This is a genomic window from Vibrio algicola (genome assembly GCF_009601765.2).
In the GTDB taxonomy this organism is placed as follows: Bacteria; Pseudomonadota; Gammaproteobacteria; order Enterobacterales; family Vibrionaceae; genus Vibrio; species Vibrio algicola.
Genome location: NZ_CP045699.1, coordinates 1,444,579 through 1,465,250, shown reverse-complemented (window position 1 = coordinate 1,465,250; position 20,672 = coordinate 1,444,579). Strand labels below are relative to the sequence as shown.

The following is a 20,672-nucleotide window of genomic DNA, read 5'->3' as shown; positions in this document are numbered from 1 at the left end:
AATAGTGATATAAACTTTGTTTTTTACCTGGTAAAGGTCATATAATCTGCAATTATCCGGTGAGGGCAGAATAAGCGCCCAAATCGAAATCAAATCCTAGCAGTATTGATGACTTTAAGGCGCAGCAATGACAGCAACTAACCAATTACGCTTTCGACAATTAGCGGCAGATACCTTTGCCATGGTCGTTTTTTGCTTTATCTCAGGCATGCTGATTGAAATTTTTATATCTGGCATGACGTTTCATCAGTCATTGGCATCGCGTCTTGTTTCGATCCCTGTCAATATTGCGATTGCGATGCCTTATGGTGTGTTCCGTGATTGGATGCTACGCCAAAGCAACAAAATATCGTCTAATACATTGAGTAAAAAAATTGCTGATATGCTGGCTTATGTACTGTTCCAGTCACCAGTCTATGCATTGATCTTATTGTTTGTTGGCGCATCGCCAGAACAGATCATTACCTCAGTGCTGAGTAATGCAGTGGTCTCTTGTGGTTTGGGGGTTTTGTACGGCACATTCTTGGATCTATGTCGCCGTTGGTTCCGCGTGGCAGCGTACCAAGAAAGTCAGGAAGTGGTAGAAACAACCGCCGCTTAACCAGTGAAAGTGTTAAATAATGAGCAGTTAAACCATAATAGAGTAAAAATCGGCATTTAAGCTTGACCTTACCCTATAGAATCATTAAATTAGCGCTTCGTTAAGCAAAGCCTTAACACACAATACGGTGAGTTGTCCGAGTGGCTTAAGGAGCACGCCTGGAAAGCGTGTATACGGCAACGTATCGAGAGTTCGAATCTCTTGCTCACCGCCAAATTATAAAGGTCTGATTATTCAGGCCTTTTTTCATTTCTAAAGGTTAATGACAACATGATAGCCCACACTGAGCTAACACATGTTATCTAAGCACCGCTTATCATCACGTAAAGCCACCTACCAATCACCAGTAAAACAGGGGGTTATTCCTTTCGTTGGAACATCCGAATTGATGGTATTTTTATACGTTCTGTACGGTTACAATGTGGGTTTTAACCATCATATTCAGACTCGCACTGAAGTCCGTGATAATACTGCATATCATCAATAACTGATTTATCTTCTGTCGTTTGAGATATAGTGCGGATCGCTTGACTTAGATCGGTAGGGTTCAAGACATCACTTTTCCCCCAATATTTGTCTCCCCATAAGACTTCAGATTGACGGAAGATAATATCTTCACCGTTATTGTCTTCTGTGCGGATAGTGACAACATGGAAAAGCGCATCAGGGTATTCAGTTTCAAGTTTTGCGCGATAGGCATAACTGGCTTGAAGTTGTTCGACGATATCGATCGCATCAGCTTGAAGTTGTGTATTTCCATCGGCAATAAAATCGCTGTAAATATCATCAACTGTGATGTTGTATTGATTAGCGATACGATACTCTTCATGTTCCATATCATCTTGCAATTGCAGATAGGTATCTTGATTAGACTTTAATTCAGCACATGTTTTACCTTGCAAGGTTGGGTAGTTTCCTTTAATTGAATCCCAAAATGAATATTTGCTTAAACCTTAGTCCACACTTTCTACCCACAAAACACCGACGTCTTGCTTTACAACACTAACCGTTTGTCCTTTTGATAGCGGTTGTTGACTACGTACTTTCCAATTAATACCAGAATAAGCATGTAATACCGTATCACTGGAGGAGTTAACATCGTCCGTTAACACAAAAGTGATCTGAGCAAAATCGGTACGTTGATGTTCTTTATCAACAGGTTTGTTTTGTAGATGTTTAAGCGGACGCCATAAGATTAGAGCAAAGATACACGTTAAAACACCACCGAGCCAAATAGCGTTGTGGATGTTAGCTTCAAGCAAATTAAACTGCATGCTCAGGCCGGTAAAAAACACGCCGAGTCCCATGAAAAATAATAAGAATGTAGAAAAACCAAACACCGCAATCTCAATAATTAGTAGCACAATACCGAGGGCCATTAAAACTTGCGGGAAATAACTGTGTATCAAATCCATAATTAACCTTTAGGGCGATTTAATGAGTTAATAATCGACATGCCTTGTGCCACTAATGAGCTGGCGTCAGTGCCGTTTTCTGGTAGTAATACCACCGATGACTCTTTGGCAATTGCATGTTTGGCTTCAATCGCTTTTGTGGCAAGATCAAGCTGAATCGCTTTTTGGCCTTCTTCGGTATTGGCGGCATCACCGACGGTTCTTAGTGCTTCGGCTTGAGCTTCAGCAACCGCAATAATCGCTTTTGCTTCACCTTCTGCTTTTAAAATCTGCTCGGTTTTATCCGCTTCAGCCGCTAATACTTGAGCTTGTTTTTTACCTTCTGCAACGTTGATTGCCGCTTGGCGATCACCTTCAGATTCTAAAATTTGAGCTCGTTTTACCCGCTCAGCTTTCATTTGTGCTTCCATCGATTCCATGATGGAACTTGGTGGCACAATATCTTTGATCTCGTAACGTAAAACCTGAATACCCCAAGGTTCAGCCGCCATATTGATTGCAGCCACAATGTTGGTATTCAGTACATCACGCTCTTCAAAGGTTTTATCCAATTCCATTTTGCCAAGTTCAGAACGCATTGTTGTTTGCGCTAATTGAGTCACGGCAAATGCGTAATCATCGACACCGTAAGTCGCTTTGTATGGGTCTAATACGCGGAAGTAGAGAATACCATCCACTACTAATGAGATATTGTCACGCGTGATGGCCGATTGAGATGGAACGTCTTGAGCTTGTTCTTTTAAACTACGTTCTGCAGAAATACGGTCAATGAAAGGAACAATGAAATTGATACCTGCCACTTTTGTTGAATGGTATTTACCAAAACGCTCCACTAACCAAGCTTGGTTTTGGGGAACAAATTTTATCCCACTTTTTAAAATCGCGATGATAAAAATAAATAGGACAATGGGGACAATATTGCCAAATAAAATATCGATTATAGGGTTCATACGTTTCCTTGTTGTATGTCATTAAGTGATGGCTATTATTCTACTCTTTATTCGCTTGATTGGCTTGTATAACAAAGATAAGCCACATACGGATACAGAACAAAACGACCATTATCGCTTTTTTATGTAACTTATAGAGTTGTAAAGGCGACGATCATTGGTCTAATTGGCATTAAAACCAGAGTCTCTTTGGTTTTGTACCCATAACTTGATTTTTTGATTAAAAATATAAATACACAAGCCAATGATGATGATGCCGCAACCCATAAATTGTAGCGAATTCAGTGTTTCGCCTAAAATAAACGAACCTGAAAATAATCCGATCACCGGCACGAGAAGCGCAAAAGGCACCACGTTAGCGGTGCCATGTTTGGCGATCACAAATCCCCAAGCGCTGTAGCAAAATAATGAGGCAGCAAAAGCAAGGTACACAATCGTTAAGCCACTGGATAAGGTAGGGTAGCTTATCGCTTGGATCACTAACTCTCTATTATCTAACAAATAACTTGAAATGAAGAATGGCAACACTGGGACTAAAGAGGCCCAAACAACCAAGTGGATCATATTGGTATGCGGGTAGCGCACTGAAATAGTGCGGTTACAAATGTTGCCTACACCCCAAGAACATGCCGCACACAAGGTGAAAAAATAACCGGCAAAACTGATATGGGTGTCTAATACGCCTATCAACAAACAGACCACGCCACTAAACGCGATAAAACCACCGAAGAGTTGCAGTCGATTTATTGTATCTTTATAAATAGTCACTCCTAGAATAGCAGTTACGAACACCTGCATTTGTAATATGAGTGAGGCTTGACCCGATGGCATTCCAACATGTAAGGCGTAGAATAAAAACGCAAATTGACCAAAACTGATGGTTAAGCCATACCAAATAATCCAGCGCCAAGGCACTTGAGGTTTTGGTATGAAAAAAATGAGAGGCAATGCGACAAAAATGAAACGAGAGCCTGCCAGTAAAAAAGGCGGCATGTCTTGTAGCCCTAGCGTAATAATGACGAAATTAATGCCCCAGACAAACACCACTAATAAAATAAGAAATACGCTGCGAGCATCCATGTAAAACCTCTAATCTTAACCGCGATCTCATCATCCACATGCTGGTAAATCGCGCCAATGTGGATGAATGACAAATCAACAAATGTACAAAAAAGTTACCATGGCACGTGTTGTTTAATTAAGCATTAATTATTTATTGTACTGAGGTAATGCTTGGCCTGTTCGACACCCATTTGATAACCAATATCTAGCTTTTGTCGGTCTTTGGTTAAACGGCCAACGGGGAAGTCATCGGGTGGGGCAATCACATGAATAATACAATCATGCGGTGGATTGTTAATAAAATTGATGGTGCGGTTATATATCTGAGCTCGTTGTAGCGCAGCTTCTGCCAAATTAGGATGACGAGCTAAAAATTTGCGTGTTAACCACGGCGCTCTGCTAGTTTTTTTTATATAGCCTAAAGGGCGCGACAAAATGACGGTAATTTCTTTGGCGCCCATCTGGTAGGCTTTTTCTACTGGAATAGAATCGGCCACGCCGCCATCAGTCATCGGTTGCTGTTCAATCATAGGGAAATGTCGATAAGCAAGCGGCACCGAACAAGAGGCTTTTAATAACTCGACCACATTAGTTGGGGTGGCTGCAATGTAATGGGCCTTCCCTGTCTCTACATTGGTTGTTACCACATACAACGGGATAGGTTGAGCAAATAATGCTTCAGTATCAATAGGGATTTCATCAATAGTGATTTGCCATAACCAATCTAAATCGAGCCAATGACCCCCTTTTAAAAAGCGCCCAAAGCGAATAAATTCTGGTCGGCAGGAGTAATCGGTTATCACGGTGTAGGTTCGTATTTTTTGATTGGCGAGCCAAGAGGCCAAACTGGTTGAGCCGGCAGAAACCCCTAAACAAAAATCAAACGAGGTATAATCCGTGTCAATAAAATGGTCGAGTACCCCAGAAGAGAAAATGCCACGCATAGCCCCACCTTCCACTACTAATGCGTGTGCATGAGAGAATAATTCCATTTGTATTTTGCCTTGTATGACTCAATATTTAATCTATTAAATCATGCCTAAATTGCTATTTGCAATCAATCGCATGGCTTTAAGGTTAAAAGATAAAATCAACCACTAAAAGGAAGCGTTTTTTTACGAGTGAAGAGGTTATTTTTGTTATGTTTTGGCCAAGAAGTGATAAGCTGATACAAAGTTTAAAGAGAAGCGAAACTATGGCTCAAGTACATCAAACATTGTCTGAACAATTAAGAATTGGCGAACATGAAATTGAACGTCGTAAGTATTTTATGGGATTTACAGAACAAGATAGTGATTTACTTAAATCATCACGTTCTTGGGTAGAACCATTAGTGCCAGCACTGGTTAATGAATTCTATATATTGCAAACTTCAATTCCTGAAATCTCCTTAATTATTGGCGATAGAGAAACGTTAAGTAATTTGCATAATAGTATGAGCCAATATGTATTGGATCTGTTTAGTGGAGACTATCAATCTGAATACGTCGATAAGCGATTACGCATTGGTAAAATTCATCACCGCATTGGCCTAAGTCCGAAGTTGTATTTGTCGGGTATTAATCAGCTGCAATTATTAATTGAAGATATGATCGATGATAATGCAGGAGAGTATGATATCGATTCGCTCGCGCTTAAACGAGCGGTACGTAAATTATTGTATTTTGATAATCAATTTGTGTTTGAGACTTACATTGCGGCATTGCAAAATGAAGTTGAAATCGTCAATACCCAACTTGAAAAATATGCTGCAAGCTTAGAAGACCAAGTTGCGCTACGTACTCGTCAATTGACTGAATTATCGATGCGAGATCCATTGACCAATTTATATAATCAACGCGCGTTTTATGAACAACTTGAAAAAGATGCCGCGATAGCACAACGTAGCGAAGGTTATTTTTCACTACTATTTATTGATATTAATAAATTTAAACAAGTGAATGATACCCATGGGCATAAAGTCGGTGATGAGGTATTAGTTGCAGTGGCGAAAGCTATTGAATCAACGGTTCGCAAAGCAGAAACTGCAGCGCGTAACGGCGGTGATGAATTCTGTATTTTATTACCTAATACCAAAGTTGAAAACTTGACCTTTTATTGCGATCGCTTATTTGCTGAATTCGATAAAATCAAGCCACTCGATATCACATTAAGTGTCGGTGGGGCCGAAATTTCACCTGAGAATGGTTTTGATATTGAAAACTTAGTGCATCGTGCGGATAGAAAGATGTATGAAGCGAAACAATTAGCCCATAAATCAGGTAAGAGTGAGCTGATATTAGACTTATCATCCTTCAATAAAAATAATAGTATAACCACAGTCTAGCGCTTAAGAATAAGCGTTGACTGTGGTTTTTTTATGGCTTTTTACTGCTAGGCTTTTGCTTCTTTTACCGTCCACATCGCTAACAGGGCGACAAGAGTCATGGCTGCCGAAACAAAAAACACCGCATGAAAACCAAAGTACTCAGCTATGCTGCCAGCAAATGCGCCGCCTAATATTCCGCCGGTTTTAATCGCATTAGAGTAAAGAGTGGTAACTTGCCCCATTTTCTTGGGTTTAAGATCTTGGAAAAAAGAGATCCCAAGCGCCGCCGTTACGCCAATAAATACCCCATTCAGAATTTGCAACGCGATAAAACCGCTTAAGCTGGTGTTGACTATGATGCCAACATAAAACAAAGCACCGGCGACAATCGAGACCATCATCATAGGTTTTTTGCCAAACCGTGCCGCATAGCTGCCACATAACAACATGATTGGAATTTCAATAAATGCGGCGGTTCCCATCATCCAACCCGCCACGGCCGAGTCCATGTGTAAATTGGTCGTGATGTACAGCGGCATACTGATCAAATACATATTATTCGAGCAATACATAAACACGAATGCAATCGAGAGCAGCATAATATTTTTGTCTTTCCACAACGATTCATCGATCTCTGTTGGGTTTTTAGGGGTGGGCTCTATGGTTGGAAAAGTTTTGTGGATCACGATACATAAAATAACAAACATAAATGCAGCTAATAAAAACAGCTGAGTAAAACCAAACCCAGTGGCAATAAAGAACGCGATCGGTGGGCCAATCACCCAGCCTAAGGAAATTTGGGCTCTCAGTACGGTGCTGAATTTTTCGGAAGGTTTGGTGCTGCGATCTAGAATTTCTCGTGCTAAAGCAAAGATTTGCGGAATAGAGGCAGAAGTGGTGCTAATAAAAATAGCCGAGCAGGCGAGTAATACCCAATAATTACGGTTGAAGGCAAAGATCATAAAACCCAGTGCGCCCATGATGTTACATACTAAGATTAAGCGTTTTCGATCAATACCATGATCCGACCACCAACCGATCACTTGGCTGATTAGCACGCCAGAAATGGTCATCACCATAAAGAAAATGCCGATCAATAATGGGCGAGCGCCAACTTCTTCCGAGATGAATAAACTCATTACCGGCGCGGTAAAAGCCCCTGCAATCCCAACAAAGAAGCAACTAAAGAGCAAAGAGGTAGTGATACGATCGGGTTGAGAACCGGGAAAGAACGAATAGATTAAGCGTTTCATAATAGCAACATGTCGAAGAAAAATTCGCCGATAGTTTAGCAAGATCAATAATCTAAACCTACCACTAATTGATAAGTGTGGAGGTAATGATGATTAAATAAGCAAACAGAGAATGAATTTCTCATAAATCCTTGTTTGCTCACTGGAAATTTTTAATCTAGATTGCATAATGGAATAAGAATACAAGGAAGGAATACTCATGGACGAAAATAATACCCCGTTACTTAATCTTAGGGTTGTCACCCCAGAAGATTATCACGAGCTCGCGGCATTAATGGATTTGGTTTTTCCAGATGTGGGCGGCGCTTGGCCAGAGTCCACCATTATGGAACTGGTGACCCAATTTCCTGACGGCCAAATTTGCCTAGAAGATGACGGCAAAATTATTGGCGCCGCGTTAACCATTAAAGTCGATTACTCGCGTTTCTCTTTGCCACATAAATACACCGATATCGTCGATTTAAAAAATGTTGCACAACATAATGTTAAAGGCGATGCGATTTATGGTTTGGATGTATTTGTGCACCCAGATTATCGAGGGTTGCGCTTAGGCCGTCGTTTATATGAAGCGCGAAAAGAATTATGCCGAGCCGCTAACTTAAAAGCGATTTTAACCGGTGGTCGAATTCCTGGCTTTCAACAATATTCCGATCAAATGAAGGTCAGCGATTATATTGAAAAAGTGAAACGTCAAGAACTGCACGATCCAATTTTGTCATTCCAACTTTCCAATGATTTTGATGTTAAACGCTTGATGCGCGGTTACTTACCAGAAGATGAAAAGTCACAAGGTTATGGCACGCTACTTGAGTGGGATAATATTTTTTATGAAGAAGAATTAGAATCAATCCACCAAAATGAAAAAAGTATTGTCCGAATTGGGGTGGTACAATGGCAAATGCGTCATGTGATGTCGCTAGATGATTTGGTGAATCAGGCAGAATTCTTTATTACCTCGTTAGCGAATTATCAGTCCGATTTTGCCTTATTCCCAGAATTTTTCAGTGCGCCATTAATGGGACTGGCACCAGATCTTCGCTCGGTTGAGGCTATGCGTTATTTGAGTGAATATTCAGGCGAAATTATCCAACGATTCTCGCACCTCGCAGTGACCTATAATATCAATATTATTTCTGGCAGCTTGCCGGTTCAACAAGATGGCAAGATGTATAACGTCGCTTATATGTTGCATCGTGATGGCAGTATTGAAGAGCAATATAAGATCCACATTACCCCGCATGAAGAATGGGATTGGGTAATCGAAGGTGGCAATCAAGTTAAAGTGATGGAAACCGATGCCGGAAAAGTAGGTATTTTGATTTGTTACGATGTTGAATTCCCAGAGCTTGGCCGAATGTTGGCCGAACAAGGGGTGCAAATCTTGTTTGTTCCATTTTGGACCGATACTAAAAATGGCTATTTGCGAGTGAGAATTTGCGCCCAGGCGCGCGCGATCGAAAATGAATGTTATGTAGCGATAAGTGGCAGCGTTGGTAATTTACCTAGAGTCGACAACGTGGACATTCAATATGCGCAATCGGCGGTATTTTCACCATCGGATGTGTATTTCCCCCATGATGCGATTATCGCCGAAGCCGATCCTAATACCGAGATGATGATTTATGCCGATGTGGATCTGTCTAAATTGAAGTTATTACACAGTGAAGGTTCCGTGACCAACCTAAAGCATCGTCGCCCAGATTTATATCAATTTACAAAAACCAACCCTAAAGCTTAAAACGTAAGTTATCATTGATTGAGTTTGACGATAGATAAAATAGTTAAAATCCATTTAGTAAAATCAAGAAATTAGACGACACTTAACTTAGGGCAGCAAAAATGCCCATCACAGATAATGAATGATAGGAGTGCTTATGGCATCTTTAAAAGTGCGAGATTATATGCGTCCACGTGCAGTGACATTTACCGAAGATATGTCACTGTCAACGGCGATGGAAAAAGTATTAAATGCCATCAATATTGGTGGGCCTGTCATTAACGATAACCATGAAGTCGTCGGATTTTTATCAGAGCAAGATCTTCTCAATCGCTTAGTGCAAGTCAGTTACCACTGCCAAGATACTCATACAGTGGGTGATTGCATGAATAGAGAAGCGCTGACCATTAGCCCTGAAATGTCCGTTTTAGCCTTAGCCGAGATGATGGAAGTTGGCAAACCTAAAGTGTATCCAGTAGTGGAAAATAAAAAGCTAGTGGGAATAATTTCACGCCGTGAAGTGTTAAAAGCGGTCAGTGATAATTATGATACTTGCTTTAAAAAGCCAGTATAGATTTAAGCTTCGAGTCTTTAAGCTCCAACAATGCCACTGATTGTATAAGTGCCTTTAGACACAAGCCGAAATAATTATTCGGCTTGTTCTATTTTGTGGTGATGCACAGCGCGCCAATTATGAGAGGGCAACCGATTAGCTATGTATGTCATTAATGTCGCTCATTGGTAGATGTGAGCATGATCACTCAATCGTCCTCGGTTATTGACTAGATTAGGGCTAAGCAATTTTTTGAATAAAACGGTTGTATTTACCAACCTATTTTTTGTAAGGAGTCATCCGTGACAGCATCGAACTCTTCAAACGTATTTCATTTAGGCATTAACCAAAGCGACTTAAATGGCGCAACCTTAGCCATCATTCCTGGCGATCCGGGTCGTGTTGAGAAAATCGCACAATTAATGGATGAGCCTGTATTTTTAGCCAGTCACCGTGAATATACTGTTTTTCGTGCCAAATTAAATGGTAAGCCAATTGTGGTCTGTTCAACCGGTATCGGTGGTCCGTCAACGTCTATTGCGGTTGAAGAGTTAGCCCAGCTTGGGGTGCGTACTTTCTTACGTGTTGGCACAACCGGTGCGATCCAATCACACTTAAATGTGGGTGATATGATCGTGACTACTGCCTCTGTTCGTCTTGATGGTGCCAGTTCGCATTTTGCTCCAATCGAATTTCCAGCGGTTGCCGATTTTGATGTTGCCACTGCGATGAAGCAATCTGCACAAGAAGCTGGCGCGGTCGTACACACCGGCATTACTGCATCAAGCGATACTTTCTACCCAGGACAAGAGCGTTACGATACTTTCTCTGGTCGTGTGCTTTCTCGCTTGCAAGGCTCAATGGATGAGTGGCAGAAAATGGGTGTATTAAATTTTGAAATGGAATCAGCGACCTTATTCACCATGTGTGCAAGTTCAGGCTTACGCGCAGGTTGTGTGGCGGCAGTGATTGTAAACCGCAGTCAAGAGGAAATCCCAGATCAAGAAAAACTCAAAGCGGCAGAGAACAACTCATTACAAATTGTGATCGGTGCAGCTGCAAAGTTGATGTAAGTATCTTTGTTTAGTGTTTAAGGCAAACAAAAATGCCCTGACTTTAACTAGAAATAGAGTTAAGTCAGGGCATTTTTTCAGTTAAAATTTTGAATGGTTCAAAACGGTTGCCAAAAAAGAGTATTTTTTAGTTATAACTCTTCTTGGCCTCCTGCGTCATTAAACCAATTTGTTAAGTAAGTTTTGAGATCTTTAAGCTCATCAGGGCCAATTAGAGCTAAACCTAAATCTTGTGCCCGTGATATATCATTATGTCGCATAGGACGAAAACTGACGAGCATGGCGCGGGCTTGTAAACCACCTAATAGATCACGTAATGATTCCAGTTTATACAGAGTATCATCGCCATCATCACGCATGCCTTTGGTTTTACATTCGATAATGTGCAGCTTGTTATTAACCACAGTAGCAACATCTAGTTCATTACGAACCTCACGATCACCAATTTCGCGATAGACTTGAACGTTTAAAGAGTGGTCTTGAATGGTTGTTAACTCATCTTGGATTTCGCATACAATATTGTGCACATAATTTTCTAGCCATTCACCATTAGAAAAACGACGCGCATCTTCATTATGGAAGGTGAGAGTACCGTTTTCATAAGTGGCTAATTGAATATCGACTAAATCACTCAACAGCATATCGAGTTCTTTATAACCTTGCTGCTTTTCAGTTAAGGCTACATCGAGTTTTTGTTCCTTACGACAAGTGGTGGCGAGGTAGTTAAGGGTGGCTAGACCTGGGCCGAGTTCTAAAGCATTATTGGCCCAGCGTTTACATAGAGTGTGTAACTTTGCATCTAAAGAGGTGGGGATTTCGGTGACAGGAAATTCGCAGCGAGCGCCAAAAATAGTCAGGTAATCACTGATGCGAATATGATCTTGTACTTGTCGGTCTTCAAGAGAATCAGGATAAAGCCAGCACTGTTTATCACTAAAAGGTTCGACCACAAAAATTGGCCAATTATAACTGCGAAAAACTTCATAAACCGAGAGTAGGCGGTGTCTTAAACCACAACTGGCATTAAACTTGATGACCTTTTCACGTGTAATAAGCTGCTCGGCAAGTTTTTTAACATGACGTTTGATTTCTGAAGTATCAACAACACTTGAGATTTCAAAAAATTCAGAGGTTAATCCACGATAGCTTAAAACAAAAGCTAATCTTTCATACATTTTAAATTGGCGACGGTCACCAATAAAAATCATATGGCTGCATTCAGATCGGCTATCAAGTAGTGGAGTAATTAGTCTCACAGGATCTTGGTCTATAATACCAATGCAAGTCGCCATATCATTTCCTTCTGGGCCGAGTTGGCCATTTTAATCAAAATACGGGTCATTATCTTTGCTGTACATCTAAAATGAGATTATGGAAAATGGTACAAAAAAAGATAACTACGTTTAATCAATATGGGGCTGATCTCATTGAATTACAAGTGTATTCAATATGAATTAACCCGATAGCGGTTAGGCTAATGGTGCTTATTGCAATTTCTTCAATCGAGTTAGCCAATAGACAGCACAAATACCCAGAGGTTCAGCCTAAGAGTGAAATTATCTCAGATATTTTATCTATAAAAGTTAAAATAGCGCAAAATTGTTATAGTATATGATTAAGCTAAGCTAATAAGTTCAATCGATATTTTTTTGAGCTTGAGACTTAAGTATTAATTACTATGAGTGGACAATACAGTTCTGGTCACATGGAGAGCAACATGGCGGAAGAAACCTTATTTAGTAAAATTATTCGTAAAGAGATCCCTGCCGATATTTTATATCAAGATGATTTAGTGACGGCGTTTCGTGATATCAATCCGCGAGCACCAAGTCACATCCTGATTATTCCGAATAAAATCATTCCAACTACCAATGATGTGGAAGAGGAAGATGAAGCCTTAATGGGGCGTTTATTTACCGTAGCTAAAAAGCTAGCTAAGCAAGAAGGGATTGCAGAAAATGGCTATCGCCTGATAGTGAACTGCAATGCTCATGGTGGCCAAGAAGTGTACCATATCCATATGCATTTAGTTGGTGGTCAACCGTTAGGGCCGATGCTGGTTAATTAATTTTTGGTTTAGCAACGAAAAGCACATGAATAAATTAAAAACATCACAATTAAATGTAAATAGACATTGGTTTGGTTTCGCACTGTCACATTGCCGTATGGCGCTAGTGTTGGTGGCAACCTTGTTTTTATCTGCCTGTGCCAATTTATCTGCTGGTAATTTGTTTAGTCATTATTCGGCGCAAAATCACGATGCCTACAAAAATGTGATGGTGGGTGACTATCAAGAGGCGGCGGAAGAGTTAAAAGAGTCTGACGTCGGTGGCCCTATCTTGAGCAATATGGAGAAAGGGCGGGTGACGTTCTTAGCTGAACGCTACCCCGATAGTTTTTCTGCCTTACAACTTAGTGATAAAGCGGTCAACACCTTAGATCAACGTGCTACGGTTTCCGTAAGTGAAAGCGCCAATCAAGCTGGCTCGTTAGCGACTAATGATAATTTAACCACTTACGAACCGGCTGATTATGAGCTCGGTTATTTGCATTTGTATTTAGGCTTAAACTACTTACAACAAAATGATTTGTCAGGGGCATTGGTTGAAATGCGTCGCGCCAATCAAGTGCAGGAAAAAGCGCAAAAACGCCGCGAAAAAGAACTAAAAGAAGCACAAGCCGATATGGCAAGTAACGGTGTAAAGCCAAATATGGGTAGCGTGCTTTCAAACTATCCCGCTGCCGGCAATACCTTACAAGCGGTGCAAAATGCTTATTTACTCTATTTATCGGCATCATTATATGAAGCTGGCGATCAGTTAAACGATGCGTATATTGATTACAAACGAGCGCTGGCGGTTTACCCAGAAAATAAACAAATTATTGAAGCAACACTGCGCGTGGCGAAGCAATTAGGGATGCGCCAAGATCTAAGTATGCTAACCAAACAATATGGCGAGCCGAAATCTATTCCGAAAGGCCAAGGTCAAGTGGTTATTTTAGATGAGCAAGGGATCGTAGCGGCAAGAGATAACTGGCGTTTAAACCTGCCATTATTCAATAGCCGTGACCAAGTGAAAATTTATAGTGTGACCTTACCATATTATAAATCCATTCCTAACCAACATTTTAATGCTATCCAATTAGAAGGACATTCGTTAACACCAAGTTTACTTGCTGATACCAATGTAATGGCAAAAAATGATCTATCGGAACGGATCCCTGCCATGGTATTAAAGCAAGGTTTACGTTTATATGTTAAAGACCAAATGCTTCATCAAGCGGCAAAAAATGATGATTCAGGCATTGCGAATATCATCGTTAATATTTGGAATGTCGCCACCGAACAACCAGATACCCGCAGTTGGCAAACGCTACCAGGAAAAGTGTATAGCAGCAGTATTAATTTACCAGCAGGGGATCACGCCGTTACTATAGGGGCAAAATCTTATACATTACCGGTAAAAGCGAATCAGAGAATGTTGGTATGGGTTTCAAGACAGGGAAATTCAGTTACTATGTGGCATAAGCAATTAGGAGAAATCGAATGAAAAAATGGATGATTGCCTGTTTCGCTGTCATAGCGTTAGCAGGGTGCTCAAGTAATAATACTTCGGGTTTAAGAATAGACAGTAGCAGCCAACAAGTGCTTTATGGTGATAGCGAGCTTGATAGTCGTTTAAGCATCAAAGATATTAGCACCAAAAATTTGAACGGCAATACGCGCGGCGTGGTGCAAGTTGAAAGCAAGTACAAAGGTGACCAACAGCTTCAATACCGCTTCTACTGGTATGATGAAGATGGAATTGAAGTTAATGCCAAACAAGGTGCATGGCGTCAGTTTATCCTACGTGGTTCAGAATCAATCAGTTTATCTGAAGTATCGGTGAACCCGAATGCGAAAGAGTTTCGTATTCAAATTCGCCCACAAGATCAATAAGGAAGTTTGTAATGAAAAAAAGTACCATAGTATTATTAAGTCTAGCGGTCGTGTTAGGCGGTTGTGCGAATAAAGTAGAATATGGTGATGCCAATGCAGCAGAAACCACTACGGTCGATTTCGGTTCAACCGATCTACAAAAAATCGCCAATGAAATGGTCGATAGCATGTTAGCGTCAGGCTCGGTTGCCGCGATCACCAAAGACAGCCGTCCGATTGTGTTTGTCGATAACATTAAAAACAAAACCAGTGAGCATATTGATACAGAATCTGTTACCGATTCGGTCAGTACTAAAATGCTAAACTCGGGTAAATTCCGTTTTGTTGATATGGATAAAGTGGAAACCGTGCGTAAGCAACTGAACTTCCAAAATAATGATCAACTTGTAGACCAAAGCAGCGCGATCAAGTTCGGTCAAATGGTCGGTGCGCAATACATGCTGTACGGCAATCTGTCTAGCATTGTAAAAGAAGCCGGCAGCGACAAAGATGTTTACTACAAAATGACCATGCGTTTAATGGACTTGAAAACCGGTCTGATTGAATGGGCGGATGAAACCGAAATCCGTAAGCAAGAGTCTAAAAGCTTCTTTGGCATGTAATGTCAGTGCTTAAAGATGTCAGAAGTTGTCGATAGACATGGTTATGAATAGTTGGCAACAAGCGCTTAAACAAGAGCCAAATTTAAGCGCGCTACTGCAACATCTGACCAAACCACCGGTGAGCGCGATAGCTCTGACCGGTGGTTTAACCAATCAATGCTGGAAAATAACCACCGATTGCGGCAAACACTTTGTATGGCGACCTTACTCAGCCTCTACCGCACAACTGTCGTTAAACCGTACCGATGAATACCAGATATTACACGCGTTGCAAGCTGCCACATTCTCTCCGAAAGTGGAGTGTTTACTCGAGCAAGGGTTATTACTTGAATGGGTAGAGGGTGAAAATCTAAACTGCGCTAGCCACGATGAATCGCAGCGTCATGTTATGCACTCGTTAGCCAAACTACATCTCTATTCAATCCCTGATGCATCTTATTTAGCCTCAATTAATACATTTGATTATCAAGCCTGTATTGAAGGTTATTGGCAACAACTTCCGCCACATCAGCACACATCACTCCAGCGACAACGATTAGACTATTTCTCTTCTAAAGTGAATGTTTTATACGCGCGGAGCTTAGCGTTCGCACCACAGTGTTTATGCCATTTTGATTTAGGGATCTATAATATGATCCAACAGCCAGATTCGAGCGTGGTGGTAATTGATTGGGAATACGCTGCACTTTCAACCCCGATAGTCGATTTAGCCACAAGCGTATTGGCGGGGCAGTTTGATGTACTAAAAAGTGTTGAAAGCTATGCAAGTCATCAAGATATCGATAAAAAGCAGTGGTTTAATTTAGTCAATCAATGGATACCGTATTTACGCTTTATGGCAATGTTATGGCATCAACTTGCACTTAATCTTCATGCTAGACAATCGGATAAAGATGCGATTAAAATATTGAATCATCAATTAGAATTAGATGGTTATTGAGTTTGGGCGAGTAGTTTTAGGTTGTCGTTTAAACCAAACAAGCAACACAGATCACTTTTTATTACTTTATAGAAAAATAAATACACAATCAGCCGTTTAAAACCTTAATAATCATGGTAGATTGAAGTGATTAAAGGAAAGTGCGCATTCAAGAACTGAGGATGGTTCAATGATAATTTATTTACATGGCTTCGACAGTACAAGCCCGGGAAACCACGAAAAAGTACTGCAACTTCAATTTATTGATAGCGATGTGCGATTTGTAAATTACAGCACCCAACATCCAAAACACGATATGCAGCACTTACTAAAAGAAGTGTCTAAATTGGTTGAAGAAAGCAAGGATGATGCGCCATTGATCTGTGGTGTAGGCTTAGGTGGATACTGGTCGGAACGCATTGGCTATTTATGCAATATTAAGCAAGTGATTTTTAATCCCAACTTGTCACCAGAAGATAACATGCAAGGACGAATAGATCGCCCTGAAGAATATACTGATATTGCCACTAAATGCATCAGTGAATTCCGAAGTAAAAACAAAGACAACTGTTTGGTGATTTTGTCTAAAACCGATGATATTCGTGATAGTAATCTAACCAATGAAGCGCTTTCTCCGTATTACACTATCGTATGGGATGAGAAAGAAGGGCATAAATTTAAAAAAATCTCACAGCACCTACAACAAATAAAAAACTTCAAAGCAAAATAGAAAATCATCTGTTTTCGTACAAAAAAAGAGCTGGCATTGGCTCTTTTTTTGTTTCTGCCATATTATTCATACCGATTTCCTCCTTTTTTATTGATCCTAATTTTTGTGTGGATATAATGAGCCAGATCAAATTTTTGATGTTTACTATGATAACTTAATAAAATAACGATCTATATCAATCAATACGACCCATTTTCTTTCTCAGTTATAGGTTCTTTACTTATCGTTATGTTGCTGCTGTTATCGAAAGCAAAATGGCGAAACAAGATGAAGACTGTAGACTGGAATACTCCTTTTTAGTATTGAAAGACCCAAATTTATTGGATTGGCATTTGTCGGTTACCGAGATAATCGATTAATGCCAAACAAGCCTGTTTTATTATTATCATTTAGGAGTGTCAAATGACGCGGATTGTAGTTGTTGGTGGAGGCGCTGGTGGTTTAGAGTTAGCGACAAAGCTAGGTCGTACATTAGGACGTAAACGTCGTGCTGAAGTTACATTGGTCGACCGTAAAACCAGCCACCTTTGGAAGCCATTATTGCATGAAGTTGCCACGGGTTCGTTAGATGAAGGTGTGGATGCATTAAGCTACCGTGCGCATGCAAAAAATCATCATTTCGATTTTCAAATGGGCAGCCTCAATGCTATCGATCGTGATAGTAAAAAAATCACATTGAGTGAAATTCGTGACGAACACGATGAATTATTAATTCCAAGTCGAGAAATTGAATACGATATTTTAGTGTTGGCGATTGGTTCAACCTCTAACGACTTTAATACCCCAGGTGTACGTGACCACTGCATTTTCTTGGATAGCCCAGAACAAGCGCATCTTTTCCGTAAAGAAATGAACAATTTGTTTTTAAAATTGCATGCACATCATGGTGAAGGCAAAGTTGATATTGCGATTGTAGGGGGCGGCGCAACCGGCGTTGAACTTTCAGCAGAACTGCATAATGCCATTAAAGAATTACATACCTACGGCTTTGAAGACCTTGATTCTAGTAAATTAAACATTAATTTGCTTGAAGCGGGTGAGCGAATTTTACCTGCATTACCCACGCGTATATCGGGCGCAGCACATAACGAACTGGTGAAGCTAGGGGTTAATGTTCGCACTCAGACTATGGTCACTCAAGCGGATCAACATGGTTTAACCACTAAAGATGGTGAGCATATTCCTGCTCAGTTAATGGTGTGGGCAGCAGGGATAAAAGCGCCTGACTTTATGAAAGATATCGCAGGGCTTGAAACAAACCGCATTAATCAATTGGTTGTTAAGTCTACTCTGCAAGCCACACGTGATGAAAATGTGTTTGTCATTGGCGATTTAGCCTCTTGTCAGCAAGCCGATGGATCTTTTGTGCCGCCACGCGCGCAAGCTGCCCATCAAATGGCCAGTCGAGCTTACAATAATATCGTAGCTAAAATTAACGACCATGATCTTAAAGATTACGTGTATAAAGATCATGGCTCATTAGTCTCATTGAGCCGCTTTTCGACGGTAGGCAGTTTAATGGGCAACTTAACTAAAGGCTCGATGATGATAGAAGGGCGTATTGCTCGTGTTGTCTATATTTCATTATATCGGATGCACTTGGTGGCATTACATGGTTGCTTTAAAACCGGCTTAATGATGCTAGTTGGCCGTATTAACCGGGTATTAAGACCAAACCTGAAATTGCACTAAATGTTAAACTAAGCTTCATTATAAAATATCTAATCATATATTTGATTAATAAGTTAGGGGGATCTGTGAATTACGCAGATCCCCCTTTTTTAATTGTGACTTTTATTTTTTGATATGGATTGTCGATGGAATAGTTACCGTTTTATAAAAAGCAATGAGTTTATCGCGACTGTAATAGTTAAAAAGTCCCTCGTCGCAAATGTAAAGGTAAAGTAAATTGAATGTTGATAAATTGTTTTAATTTCGGTAGTGTCATTGCGTTTAAATTAAGGGTGATATGATAAAATGGAGTAAAAACAAGGATGAAGCTAGAGAGAGTAATGCTATTGTTAGCGATGTTAATAGGATTGACAGCGTGTACATCTCAGGATGATATAGTCGAATCAAAAGAACCTAAATGGGAAAATATCGAAATAACAGGTGATGGCACAGGTTACTATTACTGGGATGAGGGAAAGCCGGCAATAAAAATAAAATTAAATGGCACTATTTATAAGGCCAAGTTTAAAAAATTGAGATTGGCGGTAATTTTGGCAACAAGTGTGAAATGTTTATATTCGATCATAAAGTGTTCGGTTGTTATGTTTTGCATCCAAAGGAAATCATCAATAAAGATATCTATATTGGAATGTGTGATACAGAAAATTTCGATCCTGATATATTAGCTTGCGAGTTGATGGAAAATTATAACATCAAAAAACTACGAATTAAGTCCGTTTCTCGCTCGGGAGGGATAAAAGAAGTGTGGTTTGCACATCCCCCAGAAATTATTCCTGAAAAATATCTTGATGGGCGAATAAAAACCTTATCTGTATTTAGGTAGATATTTATTGCTCACTAAAGGCTTACTCGCAACTCAAATTGGTCATCTTCTGCTTTAGGGGAAATGACCTGTTTTCCGTGTGAATGTTTGTGTTAAAGAGTGATAGCTAAAAAAGCATGTTAGATATTGATAACCAGAGCTGAATCGATATGCTTGGATACAGATAATAAGTGTAGTACTAGGATTACACGGTGAGCTAAGAGGTAGGGAAAACGCTAGAATTCGTGTTTAACCTGTTTTTAAGCAGAAAGATGTTGGAAGCAAAGCAATATAATTTTCATATTATAAGCTGTTAACACCTCGTTTTTGCTAGAAATTTGACCAAATTAACGGTTTTTGTTTATAAAGTCGGCAAACGAATTAAAAATTAAAAAATAGTGTTGACGTACCTGTCGGAATCCGTAAAATGCCACCCCGTACTCAAGAGGAACTTCACACGGTCTTAGAGGCTGTGAAAAGGGAATCTACAAGGTAAGGCGCCTTGGCAGAGTGGCTATGCAGCGGATTGCAAATCCGTGGACCTCGGTTCGACTCCGGGAGGCGCCTCCAATTACTTTGATGAGTTACAACGGAACGCGACACTAGCTCAGCTGGTAGAGCGCAACCTTGCCAAGGTTGAGGTCACGAGTTCGAGCCTCGTGTGTCGCTCCAAATTCAAATAACATTGCAATGCAGTGTTATGATACATGAGAAACCTTGCCAAGGTTGAGGTCACGCCTTAAGCCTTGAAGATCGGGAGCCTCGTGTGTCGCTCCAAAAATTTGCGATATTGAATGTGAGTTCAGTATCAAGATGGTGTCTTAACTTTTCAGTTAGGCGCATCGCAATAAGAATTGCGTGCCCTGGTGGTGGAATTGGTAGACACAAGGGATTTAAAATCCCTCGGCGTTCGCGCTGTGCCGGTTCAAGTCCGGCCCGGGGCACCATCTATTAAAAAGTCTGTAGCAATACAGCAACGCGACACTAGCTCAGCTGGTAGAGCGCAACCTTGCCAAGGTTGAGGTCACGAGTTCGAGCCTCGTGTGTCGCTCCAA

20 protein-coding genes and 5 tRNA genes are annotated in these 20,672 nt (G+C 40.5%); 18 read left to right on the top strand and 7 right to left on the bottom strand.

Translation table 11 applies throughout. The annotated features are described in order from the left end of the window. Positions 1 to 127 precede the first annotated feature (127 nt). Both GFB47_RS06765 and GFB47_RS06760 read left to right on the top strand, forming a co-directional pair. A complete protein-coding gene (locus tag GFB47_RS06765) occupies positions 128 to 601 on the top strand; it encodes an L-alanine exporter AlaE (protein ID WP_153447286.1) in 474 nt (157 codons plus the stop codon). A 126-nt stretch (positions 602 to 727) separates the two neighbouring features. After that, positions 728 to 815 (top strand) — tRNA-Ser (locus GFB47_RS06760). Between the two features lie 214 nt (positions 816 to 1,029). On the opposite strand, the gene GFB47_RS06755 is transcribed toward GFB47_RS06760, so the two are convergent. The 5 genes from GFB47_RS06755 to GFB47_RS06735 all read right to left on the bottom strand — a co-directional run bounded on the left by GFB47_RS06755 (position 1,030) and on the right by GFB47_RS06735 (position 5,020). Beyond that, on the bottom strand, positions 1,030 to 1,503 hold the full coding sequence (locus tag GFB47_RS06755; protein WP_153447285.1) for a hypothetical protein: 474 nt from the start codon (positions 1,501 to 1,503) through the stop codon (positions 1,030 to 1,032). A 51-nt stretch (positions 1,504 to 1,554) separates the two neighbouring features. Then, positions 1,555 to 2,016: an NfeD family protein gene (locus tag GFB47_RS06750; RefSeq protein WP_153447284.1), complete on the bottom strand. Its 462-nt coding sequence runs from the start codon at positions 2,014 to 2,016 to the stop codon at positions 1,555 to 1,557. Between the two features lie 2 nt (positions 2,017 to 2,018). Further along, the gene (locus GFB47_RS06745) at positions 2,019 to 2,966 is read right to left on the bottom strand and encodes an SPFH domain-containing protein (RefSeq protein WP_153447283.1); all 948 of its coding nucleotides are present in this window, start codon (positions 2,964 to 2,966) and stop codon (positions 2,019 to 2,021) included. Between the two features lie 162 nt (positions 2,967 to 3,128). After that, positions 3,129 to 4,046 carry an EamA family transporter gene (locus GFB47_RS06740; RefSeq protein WP_153447282.1) on the bottom strand — a complete coding sequence of 306 codons (918 nt, stop codon included), beginning with the start codon at positions 4,044 to 4,046 and terminating at the stop codon, positions 3,129 to 3,131. Positions 4,047 to 4,171: 125 nt separating this feature from the next. Then, entirely contained in the window at positions 4,172 to 5,020 is an 849-nt protein-coding gene (locus GFB47_RS06735) for a patatin-like phospholipase family protein (RefSeq protein WP_153447281.1), read from the bottom strand. Between the two features lie 203 nt (positions 5,021 to 5,223). Here GFB47_RS06735 and GFB47_RS06730 point away from each other — a divergent pair, with 203 nt between their 5' ends. After that, positions 5,224 to 6,354: a GGDEF domain-containing protein gene (locus tag GFB47_RS06730; protein WP_153447280.1), complete on the top strand. Its 1,131-nt coding sequence runs from the start codon at positions 5,224 to 5,226 to the stop codon at positions 6,352 to 6,354. Between the two features lie 47 nt (positions 6,355 to 6,401). On the opposite strand, the gene GFB47_RS06725 is transcribed toward GFB47_RS06730, so the two are convergent. Then, the gene (locus GFB47_RS06725) at positions 6,402 to 7,589 is read right to left on the bottom strand and encodes a sugar efflux transporter (protein ID WP_153447279.1); all 1,188 of its coding nucleotides are present in this window, start codon (positions 7,587 to 7,589) and stop codon (positions 6,402 to 6,404) included. Positions 7,590 to 7,788: 199 nt separating this feature from the next. On the opposite strand from GFB47_RS06725, the gene GFB47_RS06720 reads away from it, so the two are divergent. The 3 genes from GFB47_RS06720 to udp all read left to right on the top strand — a co-directional run bounded on the left by GFB47_RS06720 (position 7,789) and on the right by udp (position 10,932). After that, a complete protein-coding gene (locus GFB47_RS06720) occupies positions 7,789 to 9,327 on the top strand; it encodes a bifunctional GNAT family N-acetyltransferase/carbon-nitrogen hydrolase family protein (RefSeq protein WP_153447278.1) in 1,539 nt (512 codons plus the stop codon). A gap of 136 nt (positions 9,328 to 9,463) precedes the next feature. Next, entirely contained in the window at positions 9,464 to 9,880 is a 417-nt protein-coding gene (locus GFB47_RS06715; RefSeq protein WP_153447277.1) for a CBS domain-containing protein, read from the top strand. Positions 9,881 to 10,161: 281 nt separating this feature from the next. Beyond that, positions 10,162 to 10,932, top strand: coding sequence for a uridine phosphorylase (gene udp, locus GFB47_RS06710; protein WP_153447276.1), 771 nt, complete (start codon positions 10,162 to 10,164; stop codon positions 10,930 to 10,932). Between the two features lie 131 nt (positions 10,933 to 11,063). Here udp and GFB47_RS06705 read toward each other — a convergent pair whose 3' ends face one another. Further along, entirely contained in the window at positions 11,064 to 12,224 is a 1,161-nt protein-coding gene (locus GFB47_RS06705) for a Card1-like endonuclease domain-containing protein (RefSeq protein ID WP_153447275.1), read from the bottom strand. Positions 12,225 to 12,649: 425 nt separating this feature from the next. Here GFB47_RS06705 and hinT point away from each other — a divergent pair, with 425 nt between their 5' ends. The 12 genes from hinT (at position 12,650) to GFB47_RS06645 (ending at position 20,671) form a co-directional block, all read left to right on the top strand. After that, on the top strand, positions 12,650 to 13,000 hold the full coding sequence (gene hinT, locus GFB47_RS06700) for a purine nucleoside phosphoramidase (protein WP_153447274.1): 351 nt from the start codon (positions 12,650 to 12,652) through the stop codon (positions 12,998 to 13,000). 97 nt (positions 13,001 to 13,097) lie between these two features. Then, positions 13,098 to 14,483: a COG3014 family protein gene (locus GFB47_RS06695; protein WP_153448172.1), complete on the top strand. Its 1,386-nt coding sequence runs from the start codon at positions 13,098 to 13,100 to the stop codon at positions 14,481 to 14,483. Further along, positions 14,480 to 14,872, top strand: coding sequence for a YcfL family protein (locus GFB47_RS06690; RefSeq protein ID WP_153447273.1), 393 nt, complete (start codon positions 14,480 to 14,482; stop codon positions 14,870 to 14,872). The genes GFB47_RS06695 and GFB47_RS06690 overlap by 4 nt, the downstream gene beginning before the upstream one ends. A gap of 11 nt (positions 14,873 to 14,883) precedes the next feature. Beyond that, entirely contained in the window at positions 14,884 to 15,474 is a 591-nt protein-coding gene (gene lpoB, locus GFB47_RS06685) for a penicillin-binding protein activator LpoB (RefSeq protein WP_153447272.1), read from the top strand. A 43-nt stretch (positions 15,475 to 15,517) separates the two neighbouring features. Further along, positions 15,518 to 16,414 carry a phosphotransferase gene (locus GFB47_RS06680; RefSeq protein WP_178306458.1) on the top strand — a complete coding sequence of 299 codons (897 nt, stop codon included), beginning with the start codon at positions 15,518 to 15,520 and terminating at the stop codon, positions 16,412 to 16,414. A 169-nt stretch (positions 16,415 to 16,583) separates the two neighbouring features. Continuing rightward, positions 16,584 to 17,123, top strand: coding sequence for an alpha/beta hydrolase YcfP (gene ycfP / locus GFB47_RS06675; RefSeq protein WP_153447270.1), 540 nt, complete (start codon positions 16,584 to 16,586; stop codon positions 17,121 to 17,123). A gap of 402 nt (positions 17,124 to 17,525) precedes the next feature. Continuing rightward, positions 17,526 to 18,815 (top strand): NAD(P)/FAD-dependent oxidoreductase, encoded by a 1,290-nt coding sequence (locus GFB47_RS06670; RefSeq protein WP_153447269.1) that lies wholly within the window; start codon positions 17,526 to 17,528, stop codon positions 18,813 to 18,815. A 547-nt stretch (positions 18,816 to 19,362) separates the two neighbouring features. Further along, positions 19,363 to 19,638, top strand: coding sequence for a hypothetical protein (locus GFB47_RS06665; protein WP_153447268.1), 276 nt, complete (start codon positions 19,363 to 19,365; stop codon positions 19,636 to 19,638). A 475-nt stretch (positions 19,639 to 20,113) separates the two neighbouring features. Then, a tRNA-Cys gene (locus GFB47_RS06660) sits at positions 20,114 to 20,187 on the top strand. A 26-nt stretch (positions 20,188 to 20,213) separates the two neighbouring features. Then, positions 20,214 to 20,289 (top strand) — tRNA-Gly (locus GFB47_RS06655). A 188-nt stretch (positions 20,290 to 20,477) separates the two neighbouring features. Continuing rightward, a tRNA-Leu gene (locus tag GFB47_RS06650) sits at positions 20,478 to 20,564 on the top strand. A gap of 31 nt (positions 20,565 to 20,595) precedes the next feature. After that, positions 20,596 to 20,671: transfer RNA gene (locus GFB47_RS06645), tRNA-Gly, on the top strand. Position 20,672: the final 1 nt, after the last annotated feature.

Excerpts from the sequence above, each read along its gene's own strand:
- GFB47_RS06765 (WP_153447286.1), top strand. The coding sequence starts at position 128 with ATGACAGCAACTAACCAATTACGCTTTCGACAATTAGCGGCAGATACC.
- GFB47_RS06750 (WP_153447284.1), bottom strand. The coding sequence starts at position 2,016 with ATGGATTTGATACACAGTTATTTCCCGCAAGTTTTAATGGCCCTCGGT.
- GFB47_RS06745 (WP_153447283.1), bottom strand. The coding sequence starts at position 2,966 with ATGAACCCTATAATCGATATTTTATTTGGCAATATTGTCCCCATTGTC.
- GFB47_RS06740 (WP_153447282.1), bottom strand. The coding sequence starts at position 4,046 with ATGGATGCTCGCAGCGTATTTCTTATTTTATTAGTGGTGTTTGTCTGG.
- GFB47_RS06735 (WP_153447281.1), bottom strand. The coding sequence starts at position 5,020 with ATGGAATTATTCTCTCATGCACACGCATTAGTAGTGGAAGGTGGGGCT.
- GFB47_RS06730 (WP_153447280.1), top strand. The coding sequence starts at position 5,224 with ATGGCTCAAGTACATCAAACATTGTCTGAACAATTAAGAATTGGCGAA.
- GFB47_RS06725 (WP_153447279.1), bottom strand. The coding sequence starts at position 7,589 with ATGAAACGCTTAATCTATTCGTTCTTTCCCGGTTCTCAACCCGATCGT.
- GFB47_RS06720 (WP_153447278.1), top strand. The coding sequence starts at position 7,789 with ATGGACGAAAATAATACCCCGTTACTTAATCTTAGGGTTGTCACCCCA.
- GFB47_RS06715 (WP_153447277.1), top strand. The coding sequence starts at position 9,464 with ATGGCATCTTTAAAAGTGCGAGATTATATGCGTCCACGTGCAGTGACA.
- GFB47_RS06705 (WP_153447275.1), bottom strand. The coding sequence starts at position 12,224 with ATGGCGACTTGCATTGGTATTATAGACCAAGATCCTGTGAGACTAATT.
- hinT (WP_153447274.1), top strand. The coding sequence starts at position 12,650 with ATGGCGGAAGAAACCTTATTTAGTAAAATTATTCGTAAAGAGATCCCT.
- GFB47_RS06695 (WP_153448172.1), top strand. The coding sequence starts at position 13,098 with ATGGCGCTAGTGTTGGTGGCAACCTTGTTTTTATCTGCCTGTGCCAAT.
- GFB47_RS06690 (WP_153447273.1), top strand. The coding sequence starts at position 14,480 with ATGAAAAAATGGATGATTGCCTGTTTCGCTGTCATAGCGTTAGCAGGG.
- lpoB (WP_153447272.1), top strand. The coding sequence starts at position 14,884 with ATGAAAAAAAGTACCATAGTATTATTAAGTCTAGCGGTCGTGTTAGGC.
- GFB47_RS06680 (WP_178306458.1), top strand. The coding sequence starts at position 15,518 with ATGAATAGTTGGCAACAAGCGCTTAAACAAGAGCCAAATTTAAGCGCG.
- ycfP (WP_153447270.1), top strand. The coding sequence starts at position 16,584 with ATGATAATTTATTTACATGGCTTCGACAGTACAAGCCCGGGAAACCAC.
- GFB47_RS06670 (WP_153447269.1), top strand. The coding sequence starts at position 17,526 with ATGACGCGGATTGTAGTTGTTGGTGGAGGCGCTGGTGGTTTAGAGTTA.
- GFB47_RS06665 (WP_153447268.1), top strand. The coding sequence starts at position 19,363 with ATGTTTATATTCGATCATAAAGTGTTCGGTTGTTATGTTTTGCATCCA.